The sequence below is a fragment of the Bradyrhizobium sp. NBAIM03 genome (genome assembly GCF_020194055.1).
Classification (GTDB): Bacteria; Pseudomonadota; Alphaproteobacteria; order Rhizobiales; family Xanthobacteraceae; genus Bradyrhizobium; species Bradyrhizobium yuanmingense.
Genome location: NZ_JADYVS010000016.1, coordinates 80,604 through 92,476, shown reverse-complemented (window position 1 = coordinate 92,476; position 11,873 = coordinate 80,604). Strand labels below are relative to the sequence as shown.

Here is an 11,873-nt window from a genome sequence, read left to right as displayed (position 1 = left end):
AGATGCTGCTCACAGCCGGATCCGAGCTGCCCGTTATGTACTTTCTCGATAAGCCTCCGAGCGATATTCGCACGTCAACATTACCCACGACGGCCAAGGAAGTACTGCTGGCGAGAGTGCGGCTACTGGGGACTGCGGCCGGCCTGGGTGGGCGGATTTCCACCGGGAGGCCGTGGGAACGATTCTCTCAGGGAGCGTCTCGCGGTCAGCCTCAGGGTTCTCGAAGTCCAGAGGGAAATGCATCGGTCGACTCGGTCTTCGACGCGACGTTCGGAGTAACTGATCAAACCCATTCCCTAATTCCGGTGCCGCGTACCAAGTCCGAGCTGGAGAGGGATTATTTTGTCGTCGTGTACGCGGACGATGGCGGTCATTGGCATTTGGCCGGATTTCCGATGAGCGAGGCAGAGTATCGGAGTTGGGAAGAGAAATTCTGGAACGATGAGCGCGAGCGCATGGGCATCAGGCCCTAAACGCTGCAGGTCGACCCGGAGGACCGATTCGAGCCCTCGACTACTCGCGACTTTGACGTGCAATCACGCAAAGTTCCCGCATCGATTCATACAACTTTAACGGCTATCCATAGTCATACGGTTGTAAATTGGAATTCGGCAATGCGTTTCACGAGCGGGCTTTCTGCGGTTCAGCGACCCGGCTCTGCTCGTGATGTTCCCGGCGCATATGGCGCCTTGATGCTGGAACGCGCGGCGATTTCTTCCGATCCGCGAGAGGTCATGTCCCTTCCCGCGGCCGACAGGCTGCGGCGGTCCTGGAGGGCGAAGCAGCGCGGCAATGCGCTTGCAGCGATCGCCGTTGTCGTCTGCTCGATGCTGGCAGGCGCGCTCTACACCCTGGCCATGGGAGAGGACGTCAACTGGGATTGGCAGAACTACCACGAATACAATGTCTGGGCCGTTCTCAACGGCCGCTATGGCGTCGATGTGGTCCCGCCGGGCTTTCAGACCTACTTCAATCCGCTCGTCTATTTCCCCGTCTACTATCTCCGCCACGTGCTGCCGGCGCCCTATGGGCTGATGATCATCGGCGCTGTTCACGGCCTCAACCTTGCGCTGATCTGCCTGTTCGCGCGTCTGGTGCTGCGCCAGGCCGCAACCATCGCGTCGGTCGCAGCAGTGGTCGTCATCGCTGCCTCGGGTCCGATGACGCTCTCGGAAGTCGGCACGAGCTTTTCCGACGTGCTGCTGGCCTTGCCCGTGATCGGCGGCTGCCTTCTGATCCTGGTGGCGGATCGCCGACCGGCGATCTGCGTCCTGCTCGCGGGATTGCTGATCGGTGCCGCCGTCGGGCTGAAGCTGACCAATGTCGTCTACGCGATCGGCGCTGCCGCGGCGCTGATCGTCTCCGCGCGTCCGCTGCGGGCGATCACGCTTCTTGGCATCGGCGGAATGGCCGGCGCGGCGCTCACCGGCGGGGTATGGTGCCTGATCACGTGGCGCGACACCGGCAATCCGATCTTCCCGCTGTTCAATGCACTATTCCAGTCGAGCGAGGTGGCCGGCGTCAACCTGATGGATGCGCAGTTCATGCCTCATGGCGTGCTCGACGCACTGGCCTACCCCTTCTACTGGCTGATCGGCGACCACCGAGGCGCGGAGCATCCGTTCCGCGACGCGCGCTTCGCGGTGGTGATGGTCCTGCTCGTGCTCGGCCTGTGGGTCCGCGCGAGGCGCAAGAGCGCGATCCTCACCCGGGGTGACGTGCAGCTGGTGGTGCTGTTTGCGGCCTCTTACCTCGCATGGCTCGGCCTGTTCTCGATCCAGCGCTATGTGGTGGTTCTGGAGCTCCTGTGCGGTCCGCTGATCGTTCTCCTGCTCACGCGCCTCGCCGCGAGCACCGGACCGTCATCGCTGACGGCGTCCCCTCGTCCGCTCGCCGTGTTGACGTTGACGCTCGCAGTCGCGATCGCAGCGTGGTCGCAGCCGGCGGACTGGTGGCACCGCCCCTGGTCCGACGTCTACCGGCCGAAGATCGCCCACGAGCTCGATCAGCCCGCGACCTATTTCATCCTCGGCAAGCCACTGGGCTATATCGCGCCGCAGCTGCCCTCCCAATCGCGCTTCTACCTGCTCGCCGATATCGCCGTGCCGATCGTCCCCGGCGGCATCTTCGACCAGCGCATTCGCGCCGGGCTGAAGACGCCGCTGCCCGGCGGCGTCCGCGAATTGCACATGCGCGGCGATCCGGACCGCAGCGCGCTGCTGGATCGCTACGAGCTCACCATCGATCGCTCCCGGCCCTGCGTCACCATTGAGGGCGCCCGCCCCGGCACGGTGATCGAAAGTTGCCCGCTGATCGCGCGGACTGCGCATTAGTCGCCGTCCGCGCGGAACTCAAACTTGAGAACCATCGCGCCTCTCGAACAGAGGCCTTACCCTTTGAGCGTACAATGAGTCATGGCAAGCTCGGCACAGACAATCCAGCATCAGTAAGGATCTACGCGTCCCTCACCGTGGTCGCTGCGGCCATTCTGCTGGCGGTTGTCATATTTGACTTCCAACTGGCAGCAGCCCAGTCGTTCCCATCGTTCGTACTTGACCCAGGCGGCTTTCCGGTTGGTCGAGATTTTCTGAACACTTGGATAGGCGGCCGATCGGCTTTTTCCGGCGGCCCTGCGGACTGGTTTGATTCCAGCGCCTACATGGCTGCGATAGCGAAAGTGACCGGCATTCCCGATTTGGCACCTCTGTATTGGTCGTATCCGCCGCATCTTCTGTTCTTCATTTGGCCCTTTGGTTTGCTCGGTTTTCTGCCGTCGTACATTGTGTGGTGCATCACCGGGCTTGCCCTGTATGTTTGGGCGGCAACATCATGTGGTGTCGAACGAAAATACTGGGTGTTTCTGGCCGTCGCACCTGCCGTCACGGTTAACGTATTCCTCGGCCAAAATGGCTTCTTGACCGCTGCGCTCTTGATCGGCGGTCTGGCAAAGCTCGAGCGGCGGCCGATACTCGCTGGAATTTTGTTTGGTATGCTGACTATCAAGCCGCAACTCGGACTCCTGCTTCCGATCGTGCTGGTGCTGGGAGGGCACTGGCGAGTCATTGGTTCAGCCGTCGTCATGACGGTGTCGCTTGTCGCCGCGACTGCAGCATGGTTTGGGCCAGAAATCTGGATCGCATATTGGCATAAAGTTTTGCCGCAACAGCACGAACTGCTCGACGTGGCAGGTATCATGGGCTGGCCGATCGTTGCCTCAGCCTTGATCAACGCCCGCCTTGCGGGTCTTCCGGCTGATTTGGCCTGGGTAGTGCAAGGAGCGGCGTCGGTATGCGCCGTCGGTGCGGTGGTTTGGACGTTCTGGCGCAAGCGCGATCCGGTCCTCTCACTAGCGCTCTTCGTTACCGCCACCTTCTTGTTTTCACCCTGGATCATGAACTACGACATGGTCGTATTCGGATGGATTGTCGCGCTTCTGCGTCAGCGCGGAAACGAAGCATTCGCCGATCAAATTCTTTCGCTTGCGTTGTGGATGCTGCCTATTCTGATGTTTCCATTCGGCTTCGCGCAAATACCGATTGCTCTACTGATCCTCCCCTTGTTCGCCGCTCGTCTGCTGTGGCGGTTGTCCAATGATAGATCAAAGCAAGCCTCGTCAGTGACGTCGCCAGCGTTAGCTTGAGTGGCGACATCTCCTGTTGCGCGACGCCATCGAGTTCGATGAAGACATCGAGTGCCCGTTCAATTGCGGGCGAGACGTCAACGGTTCGCACGGGAACCTCGCAGGCGAAAAAGGGGAGCCTTGGCTGTTGGCGCTCGCCAAACCGGCGCCTTTGACCTAAGCGAACTTTCCGCTTCGTGCTATACGCTGCATCTAAGCAGCAGGACGGAAAACCTATTGCGCGAAGATTATGAGCTAGTCGGTGGACGCGGATGTATCGAGAACTCTCCATCTGGAAACGAATTGACGCCAAAAGAGCAGTTCACTTCAGATGCTTTGAGGATGTTGCGTCGCACCTTTTCTGCGTCCAAAGCGCCGACTTCTATGCCTTGCCGGTGACGGTCGACGCCCGTCGCGAGCTCGACCGCCAATTCATCGAGCTCTTTATCGAAGTGGAGCCGAAGAAACGCAGTCGATGGTTCGCCACCGTTGAGCAGGCCGTTGCTGCACATGAGGAGGAGTTTTCCTCGATGGCTCGAATTATCGCCGAGCGGGAAAGGAAGCGATAACGCGGTGTCCGGAACGGGCCCATCGCAGCAGTTGAGGAATATCAACTGTTCCGCCGCCTAATGGTGCAGCCTCGATCACTGCGCTGACGGCGAACGCCTCACGCCCCAACGTCTCACCCGGAGACCGAGCATGACTGAACTCCTCAGCTCGTTCGCGTGAGAGCGAGCTGCGCCGATGCGGCCTCGGCACTCCGCCAGGCTGCGCAGCGTCCGAGGATCAGCCCGAACACGATCAGGATCGCCGGGAAGCCGACCGGTTGCCCGAGAAACAGGAAGCTCGCAAGCAGCGCGAAGACGAGCGCCAGCGCCATCACCTCGTGGCGTGCGAAACCTTCATCGAGCCCGGCGCGGATGAGGAACGCCACCGCGATGCCCAGCACGACCAGATCGTACATGAAAAGATAGGGCGTCGTGAGCAGCGTCGCCGTGGCGAGCATCGCCGCCTTGAGGGCGTAGGGCAGCCGGCTCCGCCACACCACGACCAGCGCCACGGCCACAGAAGCGGTCAACACCCACTGGAAGATCCATGCGAACTGCTCGGTGCCGCCGACATAGCGCACCAGCGCGAAGATGCTCTGCATCTTGAACCAGGGCGCCCTGCCTTCGGTCAGGAAGGCCTGGGAGAACATCGGAATCCAGTGGAAGAACGCCTGCCAGCTTTCGGTGCCGAAGGCGAGCCAGGACATCGCGGCGATCGCGACGGTGACGATCGCGGCGGTGAACAGCACGGTCCATTCGGCGGCGGCGAAGAGAACCAGCGGAAACAAGAGACCGTATTGCGGCTTGTAGCTGAGAAGGCCGAGACAGATGCCGGCCAGCACCGGCCGCGTCGGCAGCAGATAGAGCATGCCGCCGATCAGCGAGGCCGTGAGGAAACCGTTCTGCCCGACCAGGATGTTGAGGAAGGCTGCCGGAAATCCAACCGCAATCACAAGGCCCGCATTGCGTCCGATGATCGCGCGCATCACGGCGAGATAAGGCACCATGCTGAAGGCGGCCCAGCCGATGAAGGCGATCGCATAGGGAAATTGCGCGAGGAAGGACGCGACGAACAGGAAGGGCGGCGGATAGTGCCAGGCGAAATGGCCGACGAAATCCTGCTTGAGCAGCGCAAGCTCGACCTGCTTCTGAATGTCCCAATCCCAGGCCTGCGCGGGATGCCCCTCGAGCGCCAGTCTTCCGGCCGCCCAGACGTTGACGAAATCAGTGGGGATGCCGCGCCCGTCGGCGTCAAAGATCCAGAGATGGGCGAGATAGGCCGTCGGAAAATACGCCAGCGTGACGATCGCCAGCACGAAGGAGATGTTGACGAGGATCGCTGGGACCGCACCGTGACGGCCGATTGCAGGCGGAACGGAGGAGGCTTCGGCCATGCGGCTTCCTTGCGCGATGATGTGAGGCGGATGCGCCCAAGCCATACACCCGAGTGGCTTGAAGGAGGCTTAAGCCTGATCGTCGAACGCCCCGCGCCGATTCCTGGACAACGCAAAAGAGCCCCGTCGATGACGGGGCCCTTCGCTATTCCGCTGGTCGTCCGGCCTTACTTGAGGCTGGTCGAGATCGAGCTGAACTTCGTGTTCAGCGTGGTGCCGAGGTTGTTGACGACGGTGATGATCGCCAGCGCGATGCCGGCAGCGATCAGGCCGTATTCAATGGCGGTGGCGCCGGATTCATCCTTCATGAAACGCGCAACGAGGTTCTTCATAGAGTGCTCCAAATGAGTACACGAGGCTACAACTGATCTGGTCTCTTCGGCTTCCCAGCGCCGCCCGACCATGGCAACGGAACGTAGAGGCAAAGAATTGCACCGCAGTTAATTTGGCTGCGTAAACACCGAGCGGATTGCGTGTATCGGCCCATGGTAAATCCAAGTTCGAAACAATCCGTTAAATTGTAAGCATCTGACGCCGGCCTGGCGCGGCCGGTTTACCCGAAGTTATGACCGGCGTGGTCCAATGCCGCCCGCTCGGGCCGGCAAGAACAACCAGGACGACGAGACGGCATGTCCCTTTCTTTCGCCAACAGCATCGCGGTGCAGGGCCGCGCGCGTGCCCTGGTGCCGTTGTGCGTCGGCGCCGGCGCCTATCTGTTCTTCCTGTTCCTGGGCGATACGCTGCTTCAGGATTCCGACTCGTTCTGGCAGATCAAGATCGGGCAATGGATCCTCGATCACCGCGCCATGCCCATGATCGATTTCTATTCCTTCACGCGGACGGGCGCGCCGTGGATCTCGACGTCCTGGCTGTCGCAGGTCGCGTTCTCCTTCTCGCATGCACAATGGGGCTGGGCAGGCCCCGTCATCCTCACCGCGGCCGCCATCGCGCTCGCACTCGCGATCCTCGTGTATCTGCTCGAGGCGCATATCGGAGCTCCGCGCGCGGTGCTGTTTGCGATGCTGGCGCTGCTGCTGTCGATCCATCACGTGCTGGCGCGGCCGCATATTCTGGCGCTGCCGGTGATGGTGGCGTGGGTCGGCTTGCTGATGGCGGCTGCGAGCCGCCGGAGCGCGCCGTCCTGGACCTGGCTGCCGCTGATGGCGCTGTGGGCGAACCTGCACGGCGGCTTCGTGCTCGGGCTCGCGCTGATCGGCCCGATCTCGCTCGAAGTGGTCGAGCATGCCGAGAAGGGACGGCGGCTCGCCCTGTTCATGCGCTGGGTGCTGTTCGGAATCGGGGCGCTGATCGCGAGCTGCTGCACGCCGTACGGCTGGCGAACGCTGCAGGGCGCGACCAACATTCTCAGCCTCGGCGAGTTGCTGACACTGATCGTCGAATGGATGCCGGCGAACTTCGCCACGTTCACCCCGTTCGAAGGCGCCCTGCTCGCCCTGATCGCATTCGGTTATTATCGCGGCCTGGTGCTGTCAGCACCCCGGATCTTCCTGATCCTGTTCCTGACCTGGAGCGCGCTGAGCCACGTCAGGAGCATCGACGCATTTGCATTCCTGGTGCCGCTGGTGCTGGCAAAGCCGCTCGGCGAGATGTTCCCGCAGCCGGCGCTTGAGCCCGCCGGTGCCGACAGCTGGCCGGGCCGCTATGTCACGGCGCTCGGCGCGCTGATGATCGTGGCGGCAAGCTGGACCTCGACCTCGCTCTATCTGGGGCACCACCGCTTCACCTTCACGATGACGCAGACGCCGGTTGCCGCGGTCGACCTGCTCGAGCAACGCAAGGTGCAGCGCGTCTTCAACGCCTACCAGTTCGGCGGCTATCTGATCTCGCGCGATATCCCTGTTTTCGTCGACGGCCGCGCCGAGCTCTACGGCGAGAAATTCATCATGGACTTCTTCAAGGCGACCGAGGGCAAGAAGCCCGAGCTGCTGCCACGCCTGCTCGACGAGCACAAGATCGATGCGACGCTGCTGGGCGCGGATGCGCCGGGCCCGCAGATCCTCGACCAGCTCAAAGGCTGGAAGCGGATCTATGCGGACGACATCGCCGTGATCCACGTGCGCGACGCCGCAGACGGCGCGACCGCGGCGCCTTCGAAGTGACGACCCGCTCCAGCGCGCGTGTTCGGCCTCAGCGACTTCATCAGATGGTTTCCAGCAAGCCGATCCTGACAGATCCGGCGCGTTCCGCCCCGGACCGAGCCGTGGCGATGATCGTGCTTGCGATGCTGGCTGTGGTCTCGTTTGTTCCGGTGCTGCTGACGCCCATTCCGGCGATGGTCGATTATCCCAATCACCTCGCCCGCATGTCTGTTCTGAGCCAGAACGGCACCGCGGGTGCAAATCCGTATTACGAGGTGAGGTGGGCCTTCTATCCCAACCTCGGAATGGACCTGCTGGTCCCGCAGCTGGCGCGGCTGATGAGCGTCGAGAACGCGACGCGGCTGTTTCTGTTGCTGAGCCAATGCCTGATCGTCACCGGTGCGCTTCTGCTCGAATGGGTCCGGAAGGGACGCATCCATCTCGCCGGTTTCGCCGCGCTTGCTTTCCTCTATTGCCTGCCGTTCAGCTGGGGTTTCGTGAACTTCGAGTTCGGGCTCGGCCTCGCGCTCTGGGGCATCGCCGTCTATCTGATGCTGGCCGAAGGCCCCTGGCCGCTGCGCTTCATGGCCAATCTGATCTTCGTCGCCGCGCTCTATGTGGCGCATTTCTTTTCGCTCGGCATCTATGGCGCAACGCTCGGCCTTTTCGAGCTGTCGCGCATCCGCCAAGGGCGGGTCGCTTATCCCGTCGCGGCCGCGCGGCTTGGCGCGCTAGCCCTACCGGCGCTTGCGCTGCTTGCGATCATGCATGTCACGGCAGGCGCGATCGGAAGCCAAGGCAACGATTGGTTCCTCGCATTCAAGCCGGTCTGGCCGCTCCGCATCATGAACGGTTACAATCTGACGGCCGCGGCGGTGACGGGGCTGACCCTCATGACCGCGTTGCTGTTCGCCGCAAGGCGCGGCTTGCTCAGGCTCGAGCCCGCCGGGATCTGGATCGCGCTCGGTCTTGCGCTCCTGTACGTGGCCATTCCCTCGAGACTGTTCGGGACCTCTTTCGCCGACCTCCGCGTGTTTCCTGCTGCGGCGCTGATCCTGCCGGCGTTCTGCTCGCTGTCGCTGCCAAGCCGGGCTTGGCGGATGGCTGCACTCGCTGCGATCAGCAGCATCACGCTGATCAATCTCGCCGTTGTCTTCACGGTATGGCTGCCCTACCGCGCTGACTACGCGGCCATTGTCGAGTCGTTCCGCAAGCTCGAACGCGGCTCGCGCGTCCTCGTCAGCAATGCGGACGAAGCTGGCGACCCGCCCTTCGCCGATCTCACCGCGTATCCGATGTATTATGCGCCAACGCTGGCGGTGCACTATGCCAATGCGTTCGTGCCCAATCTCTTCACGGAGGCGGGCAAGCAGCCTGTTCGGGCCGTCGAGGCCGTGCGCCATCTTGCCACTCCGGATGGCGGACTGGTGTCCTCAGGCCTGCTCACCGCGATAGCAGCGGGCCACCCGCCGGCGGACTCGCCGCGCTTTGTCCGCACCTGGTACCGGGATTTCGACTACCTCTATGTGCTGGGACCGCGGGCCGCAAACCCGCTGCCGGATCTGCTGGAACTATTGGAGACCTCGGATCGGTTCGTGCTCTACAGGATTCGCCGCAAGTCCTGAGAAAGGCGACCTTAACCACCTGCCCGTAGACTTCCGTCCCTGCAACCCAGCTGGACTCCTTCGCATGGCGGCCAATTCCGGACCGATCCGCTACAGCCTCGTCATTCCCGTCTTCAACGAGGAAGCCGTACTGCCGATATTGTTACGCCGGCTCGACTTCCTGCTGTCCCGGCTCGACGGGCCGGCAGAGGCGATTTTCGTCGACGACGGCAGCAGCGATTCCAGCTCGATCGTGCTACAGGCACTCGCTGTGCGCGACGCCCGCTTTCGCTATATCGGCCTGTCGCGGAATTTCGGCCATCAAGTCGCCATCACCGCCGGCATGGACGCCGCGCAGGGTGACGCGATCATCGTCATGGACGCCGATCTGCAGGATCCGCCCGAAGTGATCGAGCAATTGATCGCAAAATGGCAGGAAGGCAACGACGTCGTCCACGCCCGCCGCCTGTCGCGCGAGGGAGAGAGCCGATTCAAGCGCGCGACCGCACACCTGTTCTACCGGCTGCTCGGCAAGATGTCCTCCGTCGGCATCCCCGCCGACGTCGGTGACTTCCGCCTGATCGATCGCAAGGTGCTGGACGCGCTCAGGCAGATGCCGGAGCAGGATCGCTTCGTACGCGGCATGATCGCCTGGCTCGGCTTCCGCCAGGCCGAGGTCACCTTCCATCGTCTCGAGCGCGCCGCGGGCGAGACCAAGTACCCCCTGTTCAAGATGATCCGCCTAGCGGTGAACGCCGCGCTCGGCTTTTCTGATCTGCCCTTGCGCCTGGCGATCTGGTGCGGATTGACCGTCTCGGCATTCGCTCTGCTCTACGGCGGCTGGGTCGTCGTGATGTGGCTGAGCAACGACGCTCATCTCGTGACCGGCTGGTCCTCGACCATCGTCCTCCTCTCGCTGTTGTGTGGAATGAACATGCTGATGACGGGGATCGTGGGCCTTTACGTCGGCCGCATCCATGCCGAAGTAAAGCGCCGTCCACTGTACGTGGTCCAGAAGCGAGCCGGCTTCGATCGCAACGAGGCGGCGACCGTACCCGCCAAGCACGCAATCAACGAGTGATCCGCCGCAATCATCTCGGACGTGAGGCCAACACCTGGTCTTCGATGCTGCTGCCGAGCGGGCTTTACTGCATCTCCCGACGCTTGTGGACGACCGCCACATCGTCGCTGTACACGCGCTGCCAGTGCGGCAACCGATCAAGCATCGCTGTGGCGGGCGTATTCGGTGCGAGCAGCGTCGCGCGGATCTTGTAGTCGTCGAGCAGCTTGAGAAAATCTCCGAGGTCAATCAGCGCCAGGGCGCGATTGTAGCGGTCGATGAACGGTCCGCCGAAGAGTTCCGCGCGGCCGTCGATGAAGGTTGGAATGCCGGCAAAGACCAAATAGCCGCCGAAGGAATAATCGTTGAGCAGCGGCCCCGCCTTGGCGAGATCGGCACGGGCGACGGCCGCCTCGGGGGTGATGAGGTGAGCCGGCCGGATGTCGCGCGCCAGCGCCAATCCACTCATCGCGGCCAAGATGCCGAATGCCGCCAGGTTCAAGCCGCGCGAGGAGCGGTCGGTCTCGTTCCCGCTCGGCCCGCCGAACCTCCGGGCCAGCGGGGCCGCGAGGTAGAGCGGCGCCAGCATGGCCAGCAGATCCGCATTGCGCATCTGCGCCAGCGCGAAATGGAGCAAGCCGATCACCACCAGGGTCCGCACGACCGGCAGCGTGACGCCGCGCGAGAGCGCGAAGATGCCCCCCAGCAACAGCAGCTCGAAGCCGCCGATGCGGCTGAAATCCTGCGGCCGCCATTCCGCGATCCAGGCGAGCGCGGGACCGAGGCCGAGTGTCGTGATCGGCATCAGCAGCGGTTCCGGCCCGTGCGGCGTCAGGCAGGATGCGGCGACGGCAAGCAGTGTGAATGGCACCCAGCGCAGCAGCACGCGTGGCCATCGGCTTCGCTCCTCGCGCAGCAGCGCCTCGAGCACCACGGGTCCAATCAAGCCAAGCGCCAGCACTCCGCTGCCGTGCAGATTGCCCCACACGACCAGCAGCGGCAGGGCCCAGTATGGTGGCGGCCTGCCATGATCCATGCAACGCACCAGGGCAGCCGCCCAGATCACCATGATGGGCATCACGAGCACGTGTGGCCGCGCCAACATGTGCGGCGCCGTCAGGATGACGGCCGCGATCACCATGATCAGCGTCTGGGTCGGCGACAGCTCGCGCAGCAGGAAGTATGTGAGCAGACCAAAGGCGAGTGCGATCGCCGCGGCCGCGACGACGACGACGCCGGACCAGCCGGACAGGACGTAGGCTCCGGCATAGATGACTTCCGACAGCCATTCGAACGTGATCCAGGGCGCGCCATGCTTCGAAAACGAAAATGGATCACTCGTCGGCAGGGCCCCATGCGCCATGATCCAGCGCCCGAGCTCGACGTGAGAATAGCTGTCGGGATCTCCGAGCAGCTTCGGGCCGACAGCCAGCAATACAGCGTAGACGGCGAGCCCCACAGCCCAAGGGAGCACTGCACGCGCCGAAAACGGTTGAACCGCGCTGGAGACGACCTGATCAGTCATGGCGGGCCAAGCTAGGCCTTAATT

11 protein-coding genes are annotated in these 11,873 nt (G+C 62.9%); 8 read left to right on the top strand and 3 right to left on the bottom strand.

Annotated features, from left to right (window positions below):
• Nucleotides 1–2: 2 nt before the first annotated feature.
• From I6F21_RS23520 to I6F21_RS23500, 5 genes are all read left to right on the top strand, one after another.
• Nucleotides 3–473, top strand: coding sequence for a hypothetical protein (locus I6F21_RS23520; RefSeq protein WP_225183493.1), 471 nt, complete (start codon nucleotides 3–5; stop codon nucleotides 471–473).
• A gap of 261 nt (nucleotides 474–734) precedes the next feature.
• The gene (locus tag I6F21_RS23515; protein WP_225183492.1) at nucleotides 735–2,333 is read left to right on the top strand and encodes a glycosyltransferase 87 family protein; all 1,599 of its coding nucleotides are present in this window, start codon (nucleotides 735–737) and stop codon (nucleotides 2,331–2,333) included.
• Nucleotides 2,334–2,407: 74 nt separating this feature from the next.
• Nucleotides 2,408–3,640, top strand: coding sequence for a glycosyltransferase family 87 protein (locus I6F21_RS23510; protein ID WP_225183491.1), 1,233 nt, complete (start codon nucleotides 2,408–2,410; stop codon nucleotides 3,638–3,640).
• Nucleotides 3,641–3,656: 16 nt separating this feature from the next.
• The gene (locus I6F21_RS23505; protein WP_156447004.1) at nucleotides 3,657–3,800 is read left to right on the top strand and encodes a hypothetical protein; all 144 of its coding nucleotides are present in this window, start codon (nucleotides 3,657–3,659) and stop codon (nucleotides 3,798–3,800) included.
• A 91-nt stretch (nucleotides 3,801–3,891) separates the two neighbouring features.
• Entirely contained in the window at nucleotides 3,892–4,188 is a 297-nt protein-coding gene (locus I6F21_RS23500; protein WP_035998615.1) for a hypothetical protein, read from the top strand.
• Between the two features lie 143 nt (nucleotides 4,189–4,331).
• Here the strand turns inward: I6F21_RS23500 and I6F21_RS23495 are convergent, their stop codons facing one another.
• The gene (locus tag I6F21_RS23495) at nucleotides 4,332–5,561 is read right to left on the bottom strand and encodes a glycosyltransferase family 87 protein (RefSeq protein WP_225183490.1); all 1,230 of its coding nucleotides are present in this window, start codon (nucleotides 5,559–5,561) and stop codon (nucleotides 4,332–4,334) included.
• 167 nt (nucleotides 5,562–5,728) lie between these two features.
• Nucleotides 5,729–5,893, bottom strand: coding sequence for a Flp family type IVb pilin (locus I6F21_RS23490; protein WP_035998610.1), 165 nt, complete (start codon nucleotides 5,891–5,893; stop codon nucleotides 5,729–5,731).
• 297 nt (nucleotides 5,894–6,190) lie between these two features.
• Here I6F21_RS23490 and I6F21_RS23485 point away from each other — a divergent pair, with 297 nt between their 5' ends.
• The 3 genes from I6F21_RS23485 to I6F21_RS23475 all read left to right on the top strand — a co-directional run bounded on the left by I6F21_RS23485 (nucleotide 6,191) and on the right by I6F21_RS23475 (nucleotide 10,345).
• Nucleotides 6,191–7,681: a hypothetical protein gene (locus tag I6F21_RS23485; RefSeq protein ID WP_225183489.1), complete on the top strand. Its 1,491-nt coding sequence runs from the start codon at nucleotides 6,191–6,193 to the stop codon at nucleotides 7,679–7,681.
• A gap of 107 nt (nucleotides 7,682–7,788) precedes the next feature.
• A complete protein-coding gene (locus I6F21_RS23480; protein ID WP_225183525.1) occupies nucleotides 7,789–9,285 on the top strand; it encodes a hypothetical protein in 1,497 nt (498 codons plus the stop codon).
• Nucleotides 9,286–9,349: 64 nt separating this feature from the next.
• Complete coding sequence (locus tag I6F21_RS23475) at nucleotides 9,350–10,345, top strand: glycosyltransferase family 2 protein (RefSeq protein ID WP_225139262.1); 996 nt, start codon at nucleotides 9,350–9,352, stop codon at nucleotides 10,343–10,345.
• Nucleotides 10,346–10,409: 64 nt separating this feature from the next.
• Here I6F21_RS23475 and I6F21_RS23470 read toward each other — a convergent pair whose 3' ends face one another.
• Nucleotides 10,410–11,849, bottom strand: a complete 1,440-nt coding sequence (locus tag I6F21_RS23470; protein ID WP_225183488.1) for a hypothetical protein — start codon at nucleotides 11,847–11,849, stop codon at nucleotides 10,410–10,412.
• Nucleotides 11,850–11,873: the final 24 nt, after the last annotated feature.

Coding starts and splice junctions, on each gene's coding strand:
- I6F21_RS23485 (WP_225183489.1), top strand. CDS start 6,191: ATGTCCCTTTCTTTCGCCAACAGCATCGCGGTGCAGGGCCGCGCGCGT.
- I6F21_RS23490 (WP_035998610.1), bottom strand. CDS start 5,893: ATGAAGAACCTCGTTGCGCGTTTCATGAAGGATGAATCCGGCGCCACC.
- I6F21_RS23520 (WP_225183493.1), top strand. CDS start 3: ATGCTGCTCACAGCCGGATCCGAGCTGCCCGTTATGTACTTTCTCGAT.
- I6F21_RS23470 (WP_225183488.1), bottom strand. CDS start 11,849: ATGACTGATCAGGTCGTCTCCAGCGCGGTTCAACCGTTTTCGGCGCGT.
- I6F21_RS23475 (WP_225139262.1), top strand. CDS start 9,350: ATGGCGGCCAATTCCGGACCGATCCGCTACAGCCTCGTCATTCCCGTC.
- I6F21_RS23515 (WP_225183492.1), top strand. CDS start 735: ATGTCCCTTCCCGCGGCCGACAGGCTGCGGCGGTCCTGGAGGGCGAAG.
- I6F21_RS23510 (WP_225183491.1), top strand. CDS start 2,408: ATGAGTCATGGCAAGCTCGGCACAGACAATCCAGCATCAGTAAGGATC.
- I6F21_RS23495 (WP_225183490.1), bottom strand. CDS start 5,561: ATGGCCGAAGCCTCCTCCGTTCCGCCTGCAATCGGCCGTCACGGTGCG.
- I6F21_RS23500 (WP_035998615.1), top strand. CDS start 3,892: ATGTATCGAGAACTCTCCATCTGGAAACGAATTGACGCCAAAAGAGCA.
- I6F21_RS23480 (WP_225183525.1), top strand. CDS start 7,789: ATGATCGTGCTTGCGATGCTGGCTGTGGTCTCGTTTGTTCCGGTGCTG.